This is a genomic window from Vibrio sp. Vb1729 (assembly GCF_033338655.1).
Taxonomy (GTDB): domain Bacteria; phylum Pseudomonadota; class Gammaproteobacteria; order Enterobacterales; family Vibrionaceae; genus Vibrio; species Vibrio alginolyticus.
Window position 1 is genome coordinate 18,583 of the sequence record NZ_JAWOTB010000017.1, and the last position, 21,095, is coordinate 39,677.

Sequence of the window (21,095 nt, forward strand, 5' to 3'; positions counted from 1 at the left end):
GAATATCTCGTCCTTTTTTGTATCTAAATCCTAGTAACAGATCTTATTTTTGCCGGTACTTTTGGCTTGATATAACTTTTCATCCGCCGCTTTAAACAATTCATCAAAGTTTTCTACTCGGCTCTCTTTACTAAACACCACACCGCCAGAGATCGTAAAGCCTTCTTTCGTTACGCGTGTCGAGCGCTCATCTATGGCCTTTTTTACTCTGTCTAAAATGAGTTTAATGCCCTCTGAATCTTCGTCATAAATCGCTAAAACGAACTCTTCGCCACCAAACCTTGAGGCAACATCGGTATGGCGAATATTTTCACGTATACATTTTGCAACAAGCTGAATTGCAGAATCACCGACATCATGACCATAGGTGTCGTTGATCTTCTTGAAGTTATCAATATCGAACACTGCTAAAGCAACCTGTTTTTTTGTCATCTTATTACGCCACACGGTTTGCATACCTCGACGATTCAATAAACTGGTCATTGGGTCTCTTGCTGCCAGTTCTTTAAAGTAACGTCGCTCGCTATGCATATTCACATAGAACAAGACGACGGTACTCAGCACGTAAATAAATAGTGCGACAATAAGGCTGTATTTTTCAAAAACCGCTAGGTTCTTAGCTTCATCCCAAAGGTTGTACTCGTAGTACATGCTGTGATTCGCACTCAATCGCTCTAATTCGACTGGTTTGATTCGTGTACTGTTTGAAGGAATGGATTGTAAATTGGAAACCAAATGAAACTGACCAACAAGACCTAGCGACGAAGCCATGAGCGTATTGATGTCAAAATCAATAGACAAAACACCTTGGTGTTCTCCTTTCTCATAGACGGGTACCGTCATACTAATGACTTGACCTTCCATCGAGTCCAACACTGGCCCTGGTCCAGCCAAGGTAATGTTCACTTTATCTTGCGCGGTTTTTTGCCAAAAAGGTCGGGCTTTTAGCGTTGACAAAAGTTCTCTCGTGAAATTTTTTGCGTAGGTATCGGGTGAGGAGATAACGTAACCGCGTTTGTCAATGTAATGGATTCCAACAATGTGCGATTCAATATCGTGCAGAAATGACAAGGACGGCGCAAAACCCGCCTTTTGTTCAGCTAACTGGTTAATCGTTGAACCTTGCTGGCATAAGCTTTCGTCCCCTACGATCATATAATCAAGGTCAACCGCAGGTAACCCTTCACTATAAACACTATCGAGTAATAACACATCTATAGGCCAAAGATAACAAAGCCCTTCTTTGACTAAAGAATTATGTTCTTCAAACAGTGGGTTAGCGTAATTGGTATAGTTGGTGAAGCTGTAATCTAAAGCCGTGAGTACTTTAATACCGCGAGACATTGCACGCTCGATACGCGAATACTCAGAATCGATATAGCGGTTAACCGCATCATAGTAATTTTTCGTTGTCACGAGTAAAACCACTACAAATAACGCCAGAGGAAAAAAGATGACAAATGAGAGGCTAAATCGCCTTTGGTTTACCATTGAGTACCATACATATGAAAGGTCAATAGTCTCTTATGACTGCTATTAAATTGATACTCGTTATCTGGTGACGCATGCAATGCAGCACCAGATAACAAGAGACCAAACAAATGTGTGCGCGCTGTTTGAGACCGTTTATATATTAAAGGAGTTTAATCAATATAGAGTGTGGTGTCACTTTAGTCGCCATAATTTGCAGCTCTGTGCAGACATATTGACAGAGATATGACCTTTATAATCAACCTGTTCTGTGTCATCTAACAACGATACAACTTGGCTAACCTCCAAGCCCAGTTGCCACATAGGTAAATCGATTGAACATTCATTACCACTGAGATTAATCATTACAACGACTGCTTCACGACCCAGTACACGTGCGTACGCCAACAGGTTGTTAGTGCAATGAAGCCATTGAATACAGCCCGACTGTAAAGGCTTACATTGTTTACGTATCTTGATCCATTGTTGGTAAAGCGATAGCCATTGTGAACTTTCAATTTCATTCCAAGGAAAACAGCGACGATTATCTGGGTCTAGACCTCCTTCTAGACCGACTTCACTCCCGTAGTAAATACAAGGCGTGCCAACGTAAGTCATAAGCATTGCTAGCGCGATGTTCATTTTACGCTTATCACCATCAACCAGTGTGATAAAACGAGCAGTATCATGACTATCGAGTTGATTTAGCTGCGATAGCTGATTCGAAAATGGAATTTTTGCTCTGGCTTCGTCCAACCATGCTTTAAACTCCAAACCATCAATGTTGATTGGTTCATACATAATATCTTGCTGCGCGATAAAAGCTCGAACTGGATGAGCAAAACCGTAGTAGTTCATCGCCCCATCCTCTTGATCACCTTGCAACCACTGCGTTGCTTCAAAAAAGTGCTCACCTAACACATAAGCATTCGGGTTTACTGACTTAGTCGCATTACGAAACGCTGCCACATAATGAGCATTGTTTTTCGCGCCGTCTCCTTCGCCAAGCATATGGATTACATCAAACCGCCAGCCATCAACCAAGTACGGTGGCTTCAGCCAATACTTGATGACAGAATCTTCACTTTGGTAGATGTAGTCGCGCACCTGTTCATTTTCAAAGTTCAGAACCGGTAAGTTACCAATGCCTTTCCAACCAATGTAGTGATTGGTTTCACCTTCGAAAAAGTAGTAATCACGGAACTTTGACTGCGGATTGCCATACGCTCCTTCTCCTTTTTGTTGGATATCAAACCAAGGATGATGCACTGACGTGTGGTTAAACACCGCGTCTAAGACAATCTTCATATTCTTACCACGGATTTTCTCACACAGTTCAGCAAACTGATCGTTGGTGCCGAGCATAGGGTCAACAGTGAAGTAATCGGTGGTGTCATATTTATGATTACTTGGTGAAGAAAAGATCGGGTTGAAATAAAGCGCAGTAACGCCGAGCTGTTCAAGATAGTCCAACTTTTGTTCTACACCTTTGAGGTCGCCGCCAAAGAATTCACGCGCCCCGGTATTTTGGTGAGAGCCTACCGCGTCTCCCCACGCCTTGACAATCGATGCAGAATCATACTGCGCATAAGCGTGGCGAATATCAGACTCACTTTTACTAGCAGAAAAACGGTCAGGAAAGATTTGATAGAAAACTTGCTCTTGGACCCAGCTTGGTGGTTGATGGTTTACATTCAACTTAAAGTGGAACTCTTTGGGTGGAATACGCTTTTGCACACCCCGTGCATCGAGCCAGTATTGTTGTCCGTCTTTGAGGATCTTAAACACATAATGTGTGACATCTCGATCTCGATTTGGTCGAAACGATGCCTCCCATAGTAACAATTCCCCAGCTGTTCCAATTTGAGCCATGTCGACCAGATATTCTTCATTGTCCGGCTCAATACGCACATAGACGGAATCAAAATCCAATGTCTCGGTTTTCAGCCTGACTGTAACTTGCTCGTCATTAAAAGCTAAACCATCAATAGTTTGACTATGAAAAATAAATGGCAGGTTCATTATGGGCACTCCTCGTCATCGGATATGCCACTATTTTATTGAAGAATTAGAGACAAGAAATCCTCCCTGCGAGTTGACATATCAGCCAATTTTCGCAAGGAGGATCACACTTAGTAGGCGTAGTGACTTGTCGGATACCGCTTAGTTCAACAAAAGACTGTCATCTGCCAGCTCTTCACCACGCACTTTGGAGAACATATCCAACAAGTCTGGTACTTGCATGTTAGCGCGCTGCTCTCCAGCCACATCAAGCACAATTTCACCTTGGTGAAGCATTACGGTCCTATCGCCACATGCTAATGCGTCTTTCATCGAATGCGTCACCATCATCACGGTTAAATCGAACTCATCGACAATACGTTTAGTTAAGTCGATAACAAACGCCGCCATACGAGGATCAAGCGCAGCCGTGTGTTCATCAAGCAACAACAACTTACTCTCCGATAACGTCGCCATCACAAGGCTAACGGCTTGTCGTTGTCCACCAGACAGCAACCCAATGCTATCGCCCAAGCGGTCTTCTAAACCAAGACCGAGGATGCTAATTCGCTCTTGGAACAGCTTGCGACGTTTGGTAGAGAGCGCCAACCCCCAGCTGCGTTTTTTACCACGCATGTGCGCTAGAGCCATGTTCTCTTCTATCGTCAGTTCACCACAAGTCCCGGCCAATGGATCTTGAAACACTCGGGCGCATTGCGTCGCACGTTGGGCAACCGTCTGCTTGGTGACGTCTTTGCCATCAATGATCACCTGACCACCTATCATCGGCGTCTCACCTGTCACCGCACCAAGCAACGTCGATTTTCCTGCGCCATTAGAACCAATCACGGTAAGAAATTGATGCTCTGGAACCTCTAAAGAGACGCCTTTCAATGCACGATTTTCCAAAATCGTCCCAGGGTTGAACGTGACCTGAATATTATTTAGTTCGATCATAATGCCTCCCCAGAACCATTTTTTGATGCCGCTTGTTTAGCATCAGTAACGCGTTGTTTCGCTCTCATGCTCTGTTTTAGCTTTGGAGCAATAAGCGCCACAGCCACCAATACTGCGGTAACCAGGTTGAGGTCTGAAGCTTGTAAACCAAACATGCCAGAGCTCAAAGCGAAAGCCACTGCAAGGCGATAAAGTACCGAACCGATGATGACCGCAAATACCGCAACCCAAATCTTGCGCCCGGGAATAAGGGTCTGCCCCAAAATCACAGCTGCCAAACCAACGACAATGGTGCCCACGCCAGAGGTCACATCCGCAAAGCTGTTCGTTTGTGCAAACAACGCGCCTGCGAATCCCACAAACCCGTTGGATAAAGCCAAGCCAAAGTAGGTATAAAAGCCAGTGCTCGCCCCTTGCGCAGAAACCATACGCGCATTCACACCCGTGGCTCGTAAACCAAGACCAAAGTCGCTGTTCAGCAGGCGAATGACAAAGAAAGCGGACAGAAGAACTAAGACCCCAACAACCAGAGGGCGAATAAACATCGCATCGCCCAATGCTTCAAACGGAGTGAGAATCGTATCCTCTCCAAGCAACGCCATATTAGGTTTGCCCATAATACGAATATTAATTGAAAATGCAGCGATCATGGTAAGAATGGAAGCTAACAGGTGTAAAATACCACACCGAACAGCCAGAAAAGCGGTTACCCACCCCGTCATACTACCAGCTATCATCGCCATTATTGTCGCAAGCCAAGGATTAATACCTGCGACAATCGCCGTTGCAGCCACCGCCGCTCCCATTGGAAAGCTGCCATCCACACTCAAATCGGGGAAATCGAGAACACGGAACGTAAGATACACACCCAGAGCGACTAGGCCATAAATCAAGCCAATTTCGAGTGCACCAAAAAAAGCAAATGCAGACATAACTGCTCCTTTCTGCATGCTCAGGCTGGCTAATACCAACCTGAACTTAAGACTTCTAACGTATACTCCCCTTCTTCTCTAGCAGAATGCTCTACACGAGAAATCCGGCGAGTATCAATTTTGGGGCAAGCGTCTACCAACCAACGTGACAGGCTTAACCCCAAAAAGCGTTACTTATTGCATGCTTGTCGCACGTTCAACCACAGAACTTGGCAGCTTGATACCGAGCTTAGATGCTGCGCTTTCATTAATTACAAGGTCAGAGCCCGTCGCGACTTTTACATCCAGCTTGCCTGGTTCTTGACCATCAAGAATCGCCGCCACGTAATCCGCGGTTTGTACACCAACCTGGTAGTAGTCAAAACCTAAGCCTGCAATAGCACCCTTTTCGACATACGACGTCGCGCCACCAAATACAGGTTTCTTCGCTTGATTCGCTGCCACAATCATCCCTTCAATCGCACTTGCAACTGTATTGTCTGTTGGGGCGTAAAGAATGTCTGATTTCGCTGCAATCGCTTGAGTCGCAGACTGAACATCAGCACTTTTTAGTGCGGTCGCTTCAACCACTTGTATGCCTTTTGCTTTTGCGCTTTCTTTTAATAATTCAACTAAAGTCACGGCATTAGCTTCACCGGGATTAAATACAACCCCGATGCTTTTCACCTGAGGAAGAATTTCTTGGATGAGATCGACATGCTGAGCAACGGGTGAAAGATCAGACAGGCCAGTTACGTTTTTGCCTGGTTGTTCCATCGACTTAACCAATTTCGCACCAACCGGATCTGTTACCGCAGTAAAGACAACAGGAATAGAGCGAGTAGCCGACACCAAAGCTTGTGCCGAAGGTGTCGCGATGCCAACTAACACATCAGGATTTTCACCGACGTACTGACGGGCAATTTGCACCGCAATCGCTGGATTACCCTGTGCGGTCTTATAATCAAATTCTAGATTTTTGCCTTCTTCGTAGCCTTTCGCTTTCAAACCATCAAGCAATCCTTGGCGCGTCGCGTCTAACGCCGGGTGTTCGACAATCTGTGAAACTGCGACAGTTGCAGTGGCGGCCAGTACATTGGTAGAAGAGAAAATAGCAGTAGCTGATAGAACGGCAGTGGCTAATAAACGTTTCGTTTTCATCATAACTCCTTGATGTGACTTCGTCCTTGTTTCACGAGCTTTCAATATGTGTATCGACTCGTGAATTCAAATGTTTGAAGGCGGTATTGTTGTGTTCATATAACTGTGCACTTCTTGCGCATCTTGTTTTTATTATTACTACTAAGTCTTAGTAAAGAAAAGAAAGATTTAACACTAAAGCAACATTTGTGATCGGGGGGACTTCTTCATCCGGAAAGAATCTTTGGTAAACAAAGCTTCGCTCGCTTCATCAACGACCGTCAAAGTAGGTAATAGAGGCAGGATCAAAAATGGAGCGGCCAGTGCACACTCCATTTCAAACAATTTAAATTAGAACCAACGCTCTAATGACGATTTATCGAGCTGGCGAAACGCTCGGTTCAGTATTATCGCAAGCTCTTTGTAACGAGGGCGAGCTTTGACAGGCTCTAAGGCAAAACCTGTTTCCACAATTTTTTGATGCAACTCCCGATACCAAGAGGCCAAAGAAGGCGGCAATTTCGTGTTGGATCGAGCACCAAGCCACCAAATGCCTTGAAGTGGCAAGCTAATCGCAAACAAGGCGACAACAATGGATTGAGGTAACGCGTGGTAATTGTTGAATGCCATTTGAGTGAGTACGCTGATCGCAGCAACGGCTGGCATGACTTTAATGCCAAAGCGAGTCGCCTTAATGATACGCTGTTCCGGAAATATGGCGCTTAGCTCTTTACGAACCGGCCAGATCTCCATGTAATTCTGGCCATCTTTCAGGCTATGGATCAATCCGACTTTATTACTCATACCGCTCTCTCACTAAAAAATAGTTGAACATTTCAACTGAAGGTACAAAAAATTGATGAAAGTTAATATTCTTTCAAATTTTTTTTGTTATCATTGCTTATTATCGCTATCCTTTGCAGACCCTCAATCTCATTGTTGCTGTTATTTACAATTTAAGCAACTCCGAGATATCTATCTGCACGGATCGCATCATAGTGATGGAAGGGTTCATCACTATTTCTTTATATGGAATTAGAACAATTTTTGACCAGGATTAGTACGCAGCCTTCTGGGTATCGGCTATTCTTGTGATTAATTTTTCATTCTTTAACTGATTTTTTATCAGACGAATAACAGGTAGTCATACATGTCTAAGCTAGTTTTAGTTTTAAACTGCGGTAGTTCTTCTCTTAAATTTGCCGTTGTTGATGCCGAGAACGGCGACGAGCACTTGTCAGGTCTTGCTGAGTGTCTTCACCTTCCTGAAGCTCGCATCAAGTGGAAACTTGATGGCAAGCACGAAGCTCAACTAGGCAATGGTGCAGCTCACGAAGAAGCACTAGCGTTTATGGTAGAAACTATTCTTGCTTCTAAGCCAGAGCTTAAAGCTAACCTAGGCGCAATCGGTCACCGTATCGTTCACGGCGGCGAGCAGTTCACTCAATCTGCACTAATTACTGATGAAGTTCTAAAAGGTATTCAAGACGCTGCAACATTTGCACCTCTTCATAACCCTGCTCACATCATCGGTATCGAAGCGGCTAAGAAAAACTTCCCAGAGCTGAAAAACGTTGCTGTATTTGACACTGCGTTCCACCAAACTATGCCTGAAGAGTCTTACCTATACGCTCTTCCATACAACCTATACAAAGAACACGGTATCCGTCGTTACGGCATGCACGGTACTTCTCACTTGTTCATCACTCGTGAAGTTGCAGGCCTACTAAACAAACCAGTTGAAGAAGTAAACATCATCAACTGTCACCTAGGTAACGGCGCATCTGTATGTGCGATCAAGAACGGTCAATCTGTAGACACTTCTATGGGTCTTACTCCACTTGAAGGTCTGGTAATGGGTACTCGCTGTGGCGACATCGACCCTGCTATCGTCTTCCACCTACACGACGCTCTAGGTTACTCTGTTGATCAAATCAACACGATGCTAACTAAAGAGTCTGGTCTTCAAGGTCTAACTGAAGTGACTTCTGACTGTCGTTTCGTTGAAGACAACTACGGTCAAAAAGAAGAAGCAACACGCGCAATGGACGTGTTCTGCCACCGTCTAGCTAAATACGTTGCTGGCTACACTGCTTCAATGGAAGGCCGTCTAGACGCAATCACTTTCACTGGCGGTATCGGCGAGAACTCTGGCCCTATCCGTGAAATGGTTCTAAACCGTCTTGGCATCTTCGGTATCGAAGTAGATAGCGAAGCTAACCTTAAAGCTCGCTTCGGCGGCGAAGGCGTTATCACGACTGAAAACAGCCGTATCCCTGCAATGGTTATCTCTACTAACGAAGAGCTAGTCATCGCTGAAGACACTGCTCGCCTGACAGGTCTTTAATTGAATTCCTGGCTAGCCACTCGGCTAGCCAGATTTTCATTCAAACGAATTTCTTAGGGGCTCAACTCCTATTCTTCGAGCTTCATGGAATAAGAGTTGAGCTTTTATCCCCCAAATAGCTAAAGGTACTCTACGAATGTCTCGTACTATTATGCTTATCCCTACTAGCGCAGGCGTTGGCCTAACAAGCGTTAGCATGGGTGTTCTTCGCGCTATGGAGCGTAAAGGCGTTAAAGTTTCTTTCTACAAGCCAATCTGTCAGCCACGTTCAGGTGGTGATCAGCCAGATCTGACTTCAACTATCGTTGGTCGTAACAGCGATATGAAGATCGGTGAACCAATGGCGATGTCTGTTGCTGAAAGCCTAATCGGTAACGACAACATGGACGAGCTGCTAGAAACCGTTGTTGAACGTTACAACCAAATCAACAAAGACGCAGACGTTACGCTAATCGAAGGTCTTGTACCTACTCGTAAGCACCCATTTGCAAACCAAGTAAACGCGGAAATCGCGGCAACACTTGGTGCAGAAATCGTGCTAGTTGCGACTCCAGGTACTGATAACCCTGCGCAACTGAAAGAGCGTATCGAAGTAGCATGTTCTAACTTCGGCGGCACTAAAAACAAAAACATCTCTGGTGTTATCATCAACAAGCTAAACGCTCCTGTTGACGAAGCTGGCCGTACTCGCCCTGACCTATCTGAAATCTTTGACGATGCAGACAGCGCGAAACAAAACGAATTGAAAGTGATGGAAATTTTCAACACTTCTCCAATTCGTGTACTAGGTTGTGTGCCATGGAGCATTGATCTGATTGCGACTCGTGCAATCGACATGGCTAAACACCTGAACGCAGATATCATCAACGAAGGTGACATCAACACTCGTCGCATCAAGAGCATCACTTTCTGTGCACGTTCTCTGCCAAACATGATTGAGCACTTCAAACCGGGCTCTCTACTTGTTACTTCTGCAGACCGTCCTGATGTTATCGTTGCTGCTTCTCTTGCTGCAATGAACGGTGTGGATATTGGTGCTGTACTGCTAACTGGCGGTTACGATATCCCTAGCGAAATCGAAGGCCTATGTAAACCAGCATTCGACACTGGTCTACCTATCTTCAAAGCACAAGGTAACACTTGGCAAACGTCTCTAAACCTACAGAGCTTCAGCATCGAAGTACCTGCAGACGATAAAGAGCGTATCGAGTTCATCAACGAACACGTTGCTGGCCACATCGACGGTAACTGGATCGAGTCTATGACTGAAGGCACTCAGAAGTCTCGTCGTCTAAGCCCACCAGCGTTCCGTTACCAGCTAACTGAACTTGCTCGTAAAGCAGGTAAGCGTATCGTTCTTCCAGAAGGTGACGAACCACGCACTGTTAAAGCAGCAGCAATCTGTGCTGAACGCGGCATTGCAGACTGTGTACTTCTAGGTAACCCAGATGAAATCCGTCGCGTAGCGGCTCAACAAGGCGTTGAGCTAGGTACTGGTGTAACCATCATTGATGCAGATGCTGTTCGTGAAAACTACGTTGCTCGCCTAGTTGAGTTGCGCGGTGCGAAAGGCATGACTGAAGTTGTGGCTCGTGAGAAGCTACAAGATTCAGTATTCCTAGGCACAATGATGCTTGAGAACGACGAAGTTGACGGCCTAGTTTCTGGTGCTGTTCACACTACGGCGAACACTATCGTTCCTCCGTTCCAAATCATCAAGACGGCACCAAATGCGTCTATCGTATCTTCAGTATTCTTCATGCTTCTGCCTGATCAAGTACTGGTTTACGGTGACTGTGCAATCAACCCAGATCCAACTGCTGAACAGCTTGCTGAAATCGCTATCCAATCTGCTGACTCTGCAGCAGCATTCGGTATCGAACCACGCGTTGCAATGATCTCTTACTCTACTGGTGAATCTGGTAAGGGTGCAGACGTTGATAAAGTACGTGAAGCAACAAAACTGGCTCAAGAGAAACGTCCTGATCTTATCATTGACGGTCCTCTACAGTACGACGCTGCTATTATGGAAAACGTTGCTGCTTCTAAAGCACCAAACTCTCCAGTTGCAGGTAAAGCGACAGTATTTGTATTCCCAGACCTAAACACGGGTAACACAACTTACAAAGCGGTACAACGTTCAGCTGACCTAGTATCTATCGGTCCAATGCTGCAAGGTATGCGTAAGCCTGTAAACGACTTGTCTCGTGGCGCGCTAGTAGACGACATCGTGTACACCATCGCTCTAACAGCTATCCAAGCAGACCAAGAAGCTAAATAATCGCTTCTAACATCTAGTTGGATATAGATACAAAGCCCTCGATTCGTCGAGGGCTTTTTCTATTGCTGGCCAGAACACTTATTTGTTTTTTATACCAATCACTGGACAACCTATAATTACTGGTGCACAAAGCTTTTCTTCCTATCGCCCCCCATACCTAATCGACATTGCTCGTGCTTGTTCTTACACCGATTGACCCACTCCCCAAAATGCATTGGCTCCAAAGCAGCACGGTCCCTGTTCAATTTATCGACATTATTTACGTTTTAGCTAAACTTTTTTGCTAGGAAATACGTAAAAGCTACTGCAATGCACAAACTCATTGACTGCTAAGGAATATATATGAAGGATTTCATCAATACATCACTGATAAAGTTTGGTTTAGCTGCGTTTCTGATTAGTTTTTCTTCATTCAGCTTTTCCGCCCCGAGTATTAAAGGCGTCGATCAAGATATGTCCGGAGGAACGGTGACCGCTGAAATGGCTCATGCTGATGACAATGGGTGGATGGTTGTCCACCGAACAGACGAATCAATGAAGCCTGGTCCTGTTATCGGCTACGCTCCGTTAAAAATGGGAAAGAATGAAAACGTAAATGCAATTTTGATGGAACCAGTAGAATCAGGCGATATGCTGATGTTAATGGTCCACGGAGAGAAAGGTGGCATGAAGACTGGTGTGTTTGAGTATACGCTCGGCGTTAAAGAGGACGGTCCTGTAAAAGTGGACGGAAAGCTAGTGATGGACATCGTACGCGCTAAGTAAGGTGGCGATGAATGAAAAAGTAAACTTCCTACTCCCGGTATTTAGATGACACAAAAGTACTTAACGGCATTGCTAACCGTTAAGTACTTTTTCATTTGCGATGGAAGCAGCAAACTAGCCAATCCTTTCTCTTCCATGAGGAGTATTTAGGTCTAAATCAGGCCCTTTTGGTACAACTTGCGTCGGATTAATCCCAGTGTGGCTGAAGTAGTAGTGGCGTTTAATGTGATAGAAATCCGTCGTATCTTCGACGCCTTTTACTTGATACAACTCTTTTAAGTAGCCTTGTATATTTTCGTAGTCTGCGATGCGCTGCTTGTTACACTTGAAATGCCCCACATACACCGCATCAAAACGAATAAGAGTCGTAAACAAACGCCAATCCGCCTCAGTAATTGTGTTCCCTGCTAAGTAACGATGCGTCGCTAGGTGAGCATCGATTTTATCTAACGCATTAAACAAAGAATCAAACGCTTCTTCATACGCCTCTTGCGTAGTCGCGAAGCCACAACGATACACTCCGTTGTTGACATTCGGATAAACAAAATCGTTCCACTCATCAATAACGTGTTTTAGATGTTCTGGATAGTAGTCGTCGTGATTCCCTGTTAACGCATTGAACTCCGAGTTAAACATGCGAATGATCTCTGACGACTCGTTTGACACAATAGTATTGGTCTTTTTATCCCAAAGTACAGGCACGGTTACGCGGCCCGTGTAATCGGGTTTGGCCTGCGTGTAAATTTGATACATGCGCGTGTGACCAAACAATGGCTCAGGAAGCCCCATTTGCCAACCTTGGCTGAGCATATCAGGGCAAACGACCGTGACATCAATATGTGGTTCTAAACCTTTCAGCTTGCGGAAAATGAGGGTTCGATGTGCCCAAGGACAAGCAAGAGAGACATACAAATGGTATCGACCGGACTCTGGTGTAAACTCCGCATCAGGGTCGTTTTTAACCCAGTTACGGAATCCGGCATCTTCGCGCACAAATTTGCCACCATTTGATTTTGTGTCATACCAGACATCTTGCCAAACACCTTCAACCAACTTACCCATGATTGCTCTCCTCTCGTTCTGTTTGTGTCTATATTAGCGTTTCCTATCAAACAGAGAATCATCGAACTTAGGACATCATGTTCAAGAAATTCGAATGTATAAATCAGACACATAAAAAAAGCGCGACCCGATGAAGGTGTCGCGCTTAAGCCCGTCACAGGCTGAATTTATACACTAACGTGTAAACAAGATACCGCGTGAACGTCATTACCTAAAATGGTTGGCTTCGTCTTCGCACACTCTTCGGTTGCTTGTGGGCAACGAGTGCGGAATACACAACCCGACGGTGGGTTGATAGGTGAAGGAAGATCACCCTCTAGCATTTGGATTTTCTTATTGCGCTCAATATCCGGGTCCGGGATCGGAACCGCAGACATCAGCGCACGCGTATATGGGTGCTTAGGATCAGCAAACAGAGCCTCGGCCTCGCCAAGTTCCACGGCATTACCTAAATACATAACTAAAACGCGATCTGAAATGTGTTTAACGACAGACAAGTCATGCGCAATGAATACCAGAGAAAGCCCTAACTCTTTTTGAATCTCTTTAAGCAGGTTAACAACCTGAGCTTGAATAGATACATCAAGCGCCGATACTGGCTCGTCACAAATGATCATCTTAGGCTTAAGGATAAGCGCACGCGCTATCCCGATACGCTGACACTGACCACCCGAGAACTCGTGTGGGTAACGGTTAATCACGTTAGGTAATAGGCCAACTTTCGCCATCATCTCTTTAACGCGATCTTTCACTTCCTGCTTAGACAGTTCTGGATAGAATGTCTCAAGAGGTTCAGCGATGATATCACCAACAGTCATACGCGGATTCAGCGATGCCAATGGGTCTTGGAAAATCATCTGAATTTCTTTACGCGTCTCACGGCGCTGAACGCTTTTCATTTTAGTAAGGTCTTGACCCAACCAAACTACTTGGCCGTCAGTAGCTTCAACCAGACCAATGATGGCACGAGCAAACGTCGATTTACCACAACCTGATTCACCTACTACACCAAGCGTTTCCCCTTCGTATAGTCGAACGTTCACGCCATCTACCGCTTTCAGGCTCGAAGGCTTTGACCACGGCCATGCCGACTTTGAGGCAATGCTGAAGTGAACTTTCAGCTCAGAAATGTCCAGAATTAGTTTTTTGTCTACTGCGTTCATTTGTTCCAAGCCTCCCATTCAGAAAAACATGCACGCTGACGACCATCACCAAATGGTGTCAGAATTGGCGCCTCGCGCTTACAACGATCCATCACACGGTGACAGCGCTCTTGATAAGGGCAGCCCGGCGGTAGACGAAGCAAGTTTGGTGGATTACCAGGAATGGTCGGCAGAATTTCACCCTCAGTATCGAGGCGAGGAATCGCCTTCAGCAGCCCCTCCGCATAAGGATGGCTTGGATTGTAGAAAATTTCGTTTACGTTACCGTACTCCATAGTACGGCCTGCATACATCACCAGCACCTTGTCACACGAACCTGCAACCACACCAAGATCGTGCGTGATCATGATGATCGCTGTGTTGAACTCAGATTTCAGCTCATTCAACAAGTCCATGATCTGTGCTTGTACCGTCACATCAAGTGCTGTTGTTGGCTCATCGGCAATAAGCAGTTTAGGACGACATAACAACGCCATCGCGATCATTACACGCTGACGCATACCGCCTGAAAACTCATGCGGGTACATCGTGATACGCTTACGCGCTTCAGGGATTTTTACCGCTTCCAGCATGCGTACTGATTCTTCAAATGCTTCCGCTTTGCCCATGCCTTTGTGCAGCATAAGCACTTCCATCAACTGATCACTCACTTTCATGTAAGGGTTCAGTGATGTCATTGGGTCTTGGAAGATCATTGCGATCTGTTCCGCACGCACTTTGTTCAGTTCTTTTTCTGGTAAGTTTAGGATTTCTTTGCCTTCAAACTTTGCGCTACCAGAAATAATACCGTTCTTAGCCAAAAGGCCCATGATTGCGAATACGGTTTGAGATTTACCTGATCCCGACTCTCCAACGATACCTAAGGTTTCGCCTTGGTTTAGAGAAAAGTTCAAATCGTTTACTGCGGTTACGATACCATCTTGCGTGGTGAATTCGACGCGCAGATCTTTGACATCTAATAAGCTCATCATTGCTTCCTTAATCTTATCTTTTAATTATCTGTCTTTTGGATCCAGCGCATCGCGCAGGCCGTCACCAACGTAGTTGAAGCAGAATAGCGTCACAACCATGAACACTGCTGGGAATGCCAGCTGCCAGATTGCTACTTCCATTGTCTGTGCACCTTCTTGTAGAAGAGCGCCCCAACTTGTCATTGGTTCCTGAACACCAAGACCAAGGAATGATAGGAATGATTCCGTTAGAATCATACTTGGGATAAGCAGCGTAGAGTATACCGCTACAATACCCAGTACGTTCGGTACGATATGACGAGTAATGATTTTCCAGTTGCTTACACCACACACATGTGCCGCTTCGATAAACTCCTTGCTACGTAGACTAAGAGTCTGACCACGTACGATACGCGCCATATCTAGCCATGCGATAGCACCAATCGCAACGAAGATCAGCATGATGTTACGACCGAAGAATGTTACCAGTACAATCACCAGGAACATAAACGGTACCGCGTATAAAATTTCTAGAATACGCATCATTACGCGGTCAACTTTACCGCCGATGAAACCAGATGCTGCGCCGTAGAGCGTACCAATCAGTACCGCTACAAATGCACCCATAACACCTACCATCAACGAAATACGACCTCCAATTAGCGTACGCACGTATAAATCACGGCCTAAGCTGTCAGTACCAAACCAATGGTCAGCATTCGGTGCAACGTGCATCGCGTACCAGTCAGTATCATCAAATGTGTACGGAGCGATCATTGGCAGGATAATAACCGCCAACGTCATTAGAACAAGAAGGAATAAGCTCACCATCGCCGCTTTGTTGCGCATGAAACGGATACGAGCATCTTGCCAAAGACTGCGACCTTCAATCTCCAAGTTTTCGGAGAATTTCTCAATCGCTTCTAGGTTTTCTTTTTTCGTTAACATAACCAAACGTCCCTGTTAGTAGCGAATTTTCGGGTCAATCATCGCAAGTAAAATATCTACAATCGCGTTGAATAGAATGAATAGGAAACCAATCAGAATGGTTACCCCCATTACTAGCGAGTAGTCACGGTTAAACGCAGCGTTAACGAATAGTTTACCAATACCAGGCAGACCAAAAATGGTTTCGATAACAACGGAACCGGTGATGATACCTACGAAAGCTGGGCCCATGTAAGAAACAACAGGGAGAAGTGCCGGCTTAAGAGCGTGTTTGATAATGATATAACGGTAACTTAGACCTTTAGCACGTGCCGTACGAATAAAGTTACTGTTTAGGGTTTCGATCATCGAACCACGCGTGATACGAGCAAAGGTAGCAACATACAGTAGCGACATACCAATAACAGGAAGCACTAAATACTGCCAGCTACCATCTTGCCAACCGCCCGCAGGGAAGATATTCCAATGAAGCGAGAATATGTAGATAAGCGCAGGCGCTAATACAAAGGATGGCATTACGACACCAAGCATCGCAGTCGACATAATGGTGTAATCAATCCAAGTATTTTGCTTGAGCGCAGCAATGGTACCGACGGTAACCCCCATTATCAAAGTAAAGATAAAGGCGATGAAGCCCACTTTAGCCGAAACAGGTAAGGCAACCGCGATCAGCTCGTTTACTGAGTAATCAAGGTATTTAAATGACGGTCCGAAATCACCTTGGATAACATTGGTCAAATACGTGGTGTATTGTTCAAATACAGGTTTATCCAAGCCATATTTAGCTTCGATATTTGCCATTACTTCGGGTGGCAATGGACGCTCTGTCGAGAAAGGGTTTCCCGGTGCAAAGCGCATAAGAAAGAAAGATACGGTGATCAAAACCAACATTGTTGGGATCGCCTCAAATATCCTTTTTGCGATGAATTTAAGCATAAACTCACTCTTTCAGTCTGTGACAGTTAAATTAAAGAAGTCGTCCAATTCTTTTGGACTAAAGATAGGCGCTACATGCAATTTCTCACATGTAGAGCCTCATTTTTATAGTTCTATCGAGTTACGAATTACTCTGTGATGTAGAGATCTTTAGAGTAAATCTTGTCTTCCGCGTTATTTATTGGGAAGCCACCAACTTTCGGTGATAGTAGACGTGATTTCACGTACTGGTAGATAGGTGCGATTGGCATATCTTTTGCCATCAACTTCTCTGCTTCTAGGTAAAGCGCTTGACGCTCTTCGTCAGAAGTTGAAGCAAATGCTTTGTTCATGATCGCATCGTACTCTTTGCTGTCGTAGTGAATACCACCAGTAGTGTTATTACTCATCATCAGCGTTAGGAAAGATGAAGCTTCGTTGTAGTCGCCACACCAACCTGCACGAGCAACCTCAAAGTTGCCAGAATCTTTGGTAGATAGGTAAGTTTTCCACTCTTGGTTTTCTAGCGTAACGTCTAGACCAAGCGTCTTCTTCCACATTGAACCCAGTGCAACCGCAAGTTTCTTGTGGTTCTCTGATGTATTGTATAGAAGGTTAAATTCAAGAGGGTTGTCTGCGCCGTAACCCGCTTCTTCCAATAGACGCGCAGCTTCTGCGTTACGCTCTTCTTGCGTCATTTTGCCGTATGCAGGAATTTCTGGGTTGAAACCTGCCGTAATTTCAGGTGTTAGGAAGTAAGCTGGCTTTTGACCTTGACCTAAAATCGCATCAGTCACAATGTTACGGTCAATCGCATAAGAAATCGCTTTACGCACACGAACATCATCAAACGGCTTTTTCTTCGTATTGAAGATGTAGTAGTAAGTACATAAGTTACCGGTTACAGACACTTCTTGTGGGTGCTCTTTCTTCAGACGCTTGAAGTGCTCTGTAGGCAGCTCGTTCGTGAAGTCGATTTCACCCGCTAGGAAGCGGTTCATTTCCGCTACTTGGTTCTCGATTGGTAGGAAAGTAACTTGGTCAAGCGTCGTGTTTTCGTTGTCCCAGTACTGTTCGTTACGTTTTAGAACCAAACGCTCGTTTACAACCCAGTTGTCAACAACATAAGCACCGTTACCTACAAAGTTCTCTGGCTTCGTCCATTGATCGCCGAACTTTTCAACAGTTGCTTGATGAACAGGTTTCACTGTCGTGTGGCCCATCATCATTACAAAATATGGTACTGCAGTATCTAACTCAACCACTAACGTGTGATCGTCAACCGCTTTAACACCTAACTCGCTCTTATCTTTTTTACCCGCAACAATGTCTTTTGCGTTCTTCATCTTGGTGTATTCCATGTACCAAGCATATGGAGAGGCGGTTGCTGGATCGACTGCGCGTTGGAAGCTGTAAACGAAATCACCTGCAGTGACAGGATCACCGTTTGACCATTTTGCGTCTTCACGTAAGTGGAAAGTGTATGTTTTGTTGTCTTCAGTTTCCCAAGATTCTGCAACACCAGGGATAGTGTTACCGTCCGCATCTTGGTTTACAAGGCCTTCAAGAAGATCGCGAATCACGTGGGATTCTGGAACACCTTGAGATTTATGAGGGTCTATTGTCGCAACTTCTGTACCGTTACCACGCACCAATTCTTGAACAGCAGCAAGTTTTGGCTCTTTAGAATCAGATTTAGCTTCAGGGGCTGGAGCCGGAGCAGGCTCAGCAGCTTGTTTCTCCGCAGGCTTTTCACCACAACCAGCTAGAGCGAGAGAAAGACCAGCACCAATAAATAAAGCGCGCGTGATTTTATTCTTATACATGCGTAAAACTCCAAATTTTTTCGTTAGCATCCATGACTTCTTTGTAAGGGCCTGGAACGGTCAGAGTTTTAGATTTTTTTAGTGCACTTTCTGAGCACAAAAGTCTAAAACCTTACAAAGACTGCGGCACACATTAGCAATCATTGAAGTAATTTGCCATAAAAATGTAGCAAAAAAACCAATAATGCTGACTAAACCACACATATCTAGCAGTAAACTCTAACCCCAAAGCATTCACCAGCCAAATAAAGACCAGAAGCGACATTTAACAGGCGAAACTTTCGATTAATCTGAGTTTAAACCATTTACTAGCATCTTATGCTAGATATTTACACATCATTTAACATTTATGACAAATCAAGTCTAACAAATAATTGTTTATATATTGGGCAAAAAACTTTTATTGTGAAGAATATCACCAGACAAAAGATAGGAAATATTGAAACAAAGTGAGCAATACAATGAAGATAAATACAAAAAAAGCTAAGTACCATTAGCACTTAGCTTTTTTCACTAGAATGCGGGTTAGTTCTATTTTTCCCAACGCTGTGCAGCTTGATGATCGGTGTCGCGCGACTCAACCCAACGATCTTCATTCGTCGTACGCTCTTTTTTCCAAAATGGAGCTTGGGTTTTCAGATAATCCATGATGAACTCGCACGCATCAAATGCCGCGCCGCGGTGCGCACTGGAAACGCCCACAAATACAATTTGATCACCGCTATCCATGTCTCCGACGCGATGAATCACGCGTACACCTAATAGTGGCCAGCGAGACTCAGCTTGATCACAAATGTCGCTCAAGCTCTTCTCTGTCATCCCCGGATAGTGCTCTAGATGTAAACCAATGACATTATCCCCAAGGTTCATATCTCGAACTTTACCAACGAATGTAACGACAGCACCGGCAGCCGTCCCTTCAGATAGACGTTGATATTCTTGCTCAACCGAAAAGTCTTCAATTTGTACAGAAACACGAGAATCCATCTTAACCCCCAGTTACCGGCGGGAAAAACGCAACTTCGTCACCTGCTTTTACTTGTGTATCCAGAGGGACGATGGATTGGTTCACTGCAGCAAGTAGCTTTCCTGGCTCGAGCGCTAAATCCCACTTGCCATCTTTCTTAGTGCCTTCTTCCACTAGATGTGCACGAATTGATTCAACCGTTTCAAACGGCCCGTCTAACTCGACACTGTCGATGCCAATCAGCTCGCGAGTTTGAGCAAAGAAAAGTACTTTAATCATGATTCCACCTTAAAGTGACCAGATTTACCACCCGTTTTCTCTAGTAGACGAACTTGACCAATGACCATGTCTTTTTGTACTGCTTTACACATATCGTAAATCGTTAGAGCAGCAACGGAAGCTGCCGTGAGCGCTTCCATTTCCACACCAGTTTTACCCGCAAGTTTACATACTGATTCGATGCGAACTTTGTTTTCTGCTTCGATAGCTTCCAGTTGAACTTCAACTTTAGAGAGTAGTAGCGGATGACAAAGTGGAATCAAATCCCAGGTTTTCTTCGCAGCTTGAATACCAGCAATACGAGCCGTCGCAAATACATCACCTTTGTGGTGCTGGCCAGAGACAATCAGTTGAAGTGTTTCTGGGGCCATGTGAACAAATGCTTCAGCACGAGCTTCACGAACCGTCTCCGTTTTTGCTGACACGTCAACCATGTTTGCTTCGCCAGAAGCATTGATATGTGTAAATTGGGTCATTGTTTTTCCTTCGCTTTTAGGAAAGGTTATACAGATAGGTGTGGCATGAAGTTACAAGGGCGATGACTTGCATCCAACTGCTGTTTAATAATTTTTGTCCAGCCTGTACGACACGCACCCGTTGAACCTGGCATTGCGAAGATCACGGTGTGGTTAGCAAAACCTGCAATCGCACGAGACTGAATGGTAGACGTACCGATCTCTTCGTACGACACCATACGGAACAACTCACCAAAACCTTCAACTTCTTTATCAAATAGAGGCTTAAGTGCTTCTGGCGTGCTATCACGTGAGGTGAAACCTGTACCGCCAGTAATCATGATCGCTTGTACGCTTTCATCAGCAATCCATTGAGAAACAATCGCGCGGATCTTGTACATGTCATCAATAACAATTTGCTTGTCTACTACGTTGTGACCCGCTTCTTGAGCATGCTCAGCTAGGTAACGACCAGAGATATCGTTTTCTTCAGTACGAGTGTCAGATACCGTTAGAACGGCAATATTTGCAGGTTGGAATTTGCTTTCAGCGTGACCCATTTGTTCACCTATTCTCTTAATTAGCTTTGATACGCTTGGTATCGATTCGGAAAAAGTTAGAGCCAGCTTATCACTAAGCTCGCTCTAAAAGTTGAATG

The 21,095-nt window shown here is 44.9% G+C and carries 19 protein-coding genes; 3 read left to right on the top strand and 16 right to left on the bottom strand.

The features are described from left to right. Positions 1-30 precede the first annotated feature (30 nt). The 6 genes from R7E29_RS10155 to yfbV all read right to left on the bottom strand — a co-directional run bounded on the left by R7E29_RS10155 (position 31) and on the right by yfbV (position 7,283). Positions 31-1,491, bottom strand: a complete 1,461-nt coding sequence (locus R7E29_RS10155) for a sensor domain-containing diguanylate cyclase (protein ID WP_054576223.1) — start codon at positions 1,489-1,491, stop codon at positions 31-33. A 174-nt stretch (positions 1,492-1,665) separates the two neighbouring features. Then, the gene (gene malZ, locus R7E29_RS10160) at positions 1,666-3,492 is read right to left on the bottom strand and encodes a maltodextrin glucosidase (RefSeq protein WP_054576224.1); all 1,827 of its coding nucleotides are present in this window, start codon (positions 3,490-3,492) and stop codon (positions 1,666-1,668) included. A gap of 141 nt (positions 3,493-3,633) precedes the next feature. Then, positions 3,634-4,428, bottom strand: coding sequence for an ABC transporter ATP-binding protein (locus R7E29_RS10165; protein WP_005387275.1), 795 nt, complete (start codon positions 4,426-4,428; stop codon positions 3,634-3,636). Further along, positions 4,425-5,360, bottom strand: a complete 936-nt coding sequence (locus R7E29_RS10170) for an ABC transporter permease (protein WP_012841584.1) — start codon at positions 5,358-5,360, stop codon at positions 4,425-4,427. The genes R7E29_RS10165 and R7E29_RS10170 overlap by 4 nt, the downstream gene beginning before the upstream one ends. A gap of 174 nt (positions 5,361-5,534) precedes the next feature. Further along, positions 5,535-6,500, bottom strand: coding sequence for an ABC transporter substrate-binding protein (locus R7E29_RS10175; RefSeq protein WP_017633858.1), 966 nt, complete (start codon positions 6,498-6,500; stop codon positions 5,535-5,537). Positions 6,501-6,830: 330 nt separating this feature from the next. Beyond that, on the bottom strand, positions 6,831-7,283 hold the full coding sequence (gene yfbV / locus R7E29_RS10180) for a terminus macrodomain insulation protein YfbV (RefSeq protein ID WP_005380809.1): 453 nt from the start codon (positions 7,281-7,283) through the stop codon (positions 6,831-6,833). 346 nt (positions 7,284-7,629) lie between these two features. Here yfbV and R7E29_RS10185 point away from each other — a divergent pair, with 346 nt between their 5' ends. The 3 genes from R7E29_RS10185 (at position 7,630) to R7E29_RS10195 (ending at position 11,872) form a co-directional block, all read left to right on the top strand. Beyond that, positions 7,630-8,826 carry an acetate kinase gene (locus R7E29_RS10185; RefSeq protein WP_005380807.1) on the top strand — a complete coding sequence of 399 codons (1,197 nt, stop codon included), beginning with the start codon at positions 7,630-7,632 and terminating at the stop codon, positions 8,824-8,826. A 136-nt stretch (positions 8,827-8,962) separates the two neighbouring features. Beyond that, positions 8,963-11,107: a phosphate acetyltransferase gene (gene pta / locus R7E29_RS10190; RefSeq protein WP_033905765.1), complete on the top strand. Its 2,145-nt coding sequence runs from the start codon at positions 8,963-8,965 to the stop codon at positions 11,105-11,107. A gap of 342 nt (positions 11,108-11,449) precedes the next feature. Continuing rightward, positions 11,450-11,872 (top strand): hypothetical protein, encoded by a 423-nt coding sequence (locus tag R7E29_RS10195; protein ID WP_054576225.1) that lies wholly within the window; start codon positions 11,450-11,452, stop codon positions 11,870-11,872. 114 nt (positions 11,873-11,986) lie between these two features. On the opposite strand, the gene R7E29_RS10200 is transcribed toward R7E29_RS10195, so the two are convergent. The 10 genes from R7E29_RS10200 to moaB form a co-directional block, all read right to left on the bottom strand. Beyond that, positions 11,987-12,934 carry a glutathione S-transferase family protein gene (locus R7E29_RS10200; protein ID WP_054576226.1) on the bottom strand — a complete coding sequence of 316 codons (948 nt, stop codon included), beginning with the start codon at positions 12,932-12,934 and terminating at the stop codon, positions 11,987-11,989. A 167-nt stretch (positions 12,935-13,101) separates the two neighbouring features. Continuing rightward, positions 13,102-14,115: a murein tripeptide/oligopeptide ABC transporter ATP binding protein OppF gene (gene oppF / locus R7E29_RS10205; protein ID WP_005387265.1), complete on the bottom strand. Its 1,014-nt coding sequence runs from the start codon at positions 14,113-14,115 to the stop codon at positions 13,102-13,104. Then, entirely contained in the window at positions 14,094-15,065 is a 972-nt protein-coding gene (locus tag R7E29_RS10210) for an ABC transporter ATP-binding protein (protein WP_005380792.1), read from the bottom strand. The genes oppF and R7E29_RS10210 overlap by 22 nt, the downstream gene beginning before the upstream one ends. A 27-nt stretch (positions 15,066-15,092) precedes the next feature. Next, a complete protein-coding gene (gene oppC, locus R7E29_RS10215) occupies positions 15,093-15,995 on the bottom strand; it encodes an oligopeptide ABC transporter permease OppC (protein ID WP_017633861.1) in 903 nt (300 codons plus the stop codon). Positions 15,996-16,010: 15 nt separating this feature from the next. Further along, entirely contained in the window at positions 16,011-16,931 is a 921-nt protein-coding gene (gene oppB / locus R7E29_RS10220) for an oligopeptide ABC transporter permease OppB (protein ID WP_005380786.1), read from the bottom strand. A gap of 128 nt (positions 16,932-17,059) precedes the next feature. After that, the gene (locus tag R7E29_RS10225; protein ID WP_053349674.1) at positions 17,060-18,736 is read right to left on the bottom strand and encodes an ABC transporter substrate-binding protein; all 1,677 of its coding nucleotides are present in this window, start codon (positions 18,734-18,736) and stop codon (positions 17,060-17,062) included. Between the two features lie 531 nt (positions 18,737-19,267). Next, the gene (gene moaE / locus R7E29_RS10230; protein WP_017821374.1) at positions 19,268-19,723 is read right to left on the bottom strand and encodes a molybdopterin synthase catalytic subunit MoaE; all 456 of its coding nucleotides are present in this window, start codon (positions 19,721-19,723) and stop codon (positions 19,268-19,270) included. Position 19,724: 1 nt separating this feature from the next. Beyond that, the gene (moaD, locus tag R7E29_RS10235; RefSeq protein WP_005388938.1) at positions 19,725-19,982 is read right to left on the bottom strand and encodes a molybdopterin synthase sulfur carrier subunit; all 258 of its coding nucleotides are present in this window, start codon (positions 19,980-19,982) and stop codon (positions 19,725-19,727) included. Beyond that, on the bottom strand, positions 19,979-20,458 hold the full coding sequence (gene moaC / locus R7E29_RS10240; protein ID WP_005380779.1) for a cyclic pyranopterin monophosphate synthase MoaC: 480 nt from the start codon (positions 20,456-20,458) through the stop codon (positions 19,979-19,981). The genes moaD and moaC overlap by 4 nt, the downstream gene beginning before the upstream one ends. A gap of 26 nt (positions 20,459-20,484) precedes the next feature. After that, positions 20,485-20,997, bottom strand: a complete 513-nt coding sequence (gene moaB, locus R7E29_RS10245) for a molybdenum cofactor biosynthesis protein B (RefSeq protein ID WP_054576227.1) — start codon at positions 20,995-20,997, stop codon at positions 20,485-20,487. Positions 20,998-21,095 lie beyond the last annotated feature (98 nt).

Coding starts and splice junctions, on each gene's coding strand:
- R7E29_RS10165 (WP_005387275.1), bottom strand. CDS start 4,428: ATGATCGAACTAAATAATATTCAGGTCACGTTCAACCCTGGGACGATT.
- moaC (WP_005380779.1), bottom strand. CDS start 20,458: ATGACCCAATTTACACATATCAATGCTTCTGGCGAAGCAAACATGGTT.
- pta (WP_033905765.1), top strand. CDS start 8,963: ATGTCTCGTACTATTATGCTTATCCCTACTAGCGCAGGCGTTGGCCTA.
- R7E29_RS10155 (WP_054576223.1), bottom strand. CDS start 1,491: ATGGTAAACCAAAGGCGATTTAGCCTCTCATTTGTCATCTTTTTTCCT.
- R7E29_RS10210 (WP_005380792.1), bottom strand. CDS start 15,065: ATGAGCTTATTAGATGTCAAAGATCTGCGCGTCGAATTCACCACGCAA.
- yfbV (WP_005380809.1), bottom strand. CDS start 7,283: ATGAGTAATAAAGTCGGATTGATCCATAGCCTGAAAGATGGCCAGAAT.
- R7E29_RS10170 (WP_012841584.1), bottom strand. CDS start 5,360: ATGTCTGCATTTGCTTTTTTTGGTGCACTCGAAATTGGCTTGATTTAT.
- R7E29_RS10200 (WP_054576226.1), bottom strand. CDS start 12,934: ATGGGTAAGTTGGTTGAAGGTGTTTGGCAAGATGTCTGGTATGACACA.
- moaB (WP_054576227.1), bottom strand. CDS start 20,997: ATGGGTCACGCTGAAAGCAAATTCCAACCTGCAAATATTGCCGTTCTA.
- moaD (WP_005388938.1), bottom strand. CDS start 19,982: ATGATTAAAGTACTTTTCTTTGCTCAAACTCGCGAGCTGATTGGCATC.
- oppB (WP_005380786.1), bottom strand. CDS start 16,931: ATGCTTAAATTCATCGCAAAAAGGATATTTGAGGCGATCCCAACAATG.
- malZ (WP_054576224.1), bottom strand. CDS start 3,492: ATGAACCTGCCATTTATTTTTCATAGTCAAACTATTGATGGTTTAGCT.
- R7E29_RS10225 (WP_053349674.1), bottom strand. CDS start 18,736: ATGTATAAGAATAAAATCACGCGCGCTTTATTTATTGGTGCTGGTCTT.
- oppC (WP_017633861.1), bottom strand. CDS start 15,995: ATGTTAACGAAAAAAGAAAACCTAGAAGCGATTGAGAAATTCTCCGAA.
- oppF (WP_005387265.1), bottom strand. CDS start 14,115: ATGGGAGGCTTGGAACAAATGAACGCAGTAGACAAAAAACTAATTCTG.
- R7E29_RS10195 (WP_054576225.1), top strand. CDS start 11,450: ATGAAGGATTTCATCAATACATCACTGATAAAGTTTGGTTTAGCTGCG.
- R7E29_RS10185 (WP_005380807.1), top strand. CDS start 7,630: ATGTCTAAGCTAGTTTTAGTTTTAAACTGCGGTAGTTCTTCTCTTAAA.
- R7E29_RS10175 (WP_017633858.1), bottom strand. CDS start 6,500: ATGAAAACGAAACGTTTATTAGCCACTGCCGTTCTATCAGCTACTGCT.
- moaE (WP_017821374.1), bottom strand. CDS start 19,723: ATGGATTCTCGTGTTTCTGTACAAATTGAAGACTTTTCGGTTGAGCAA.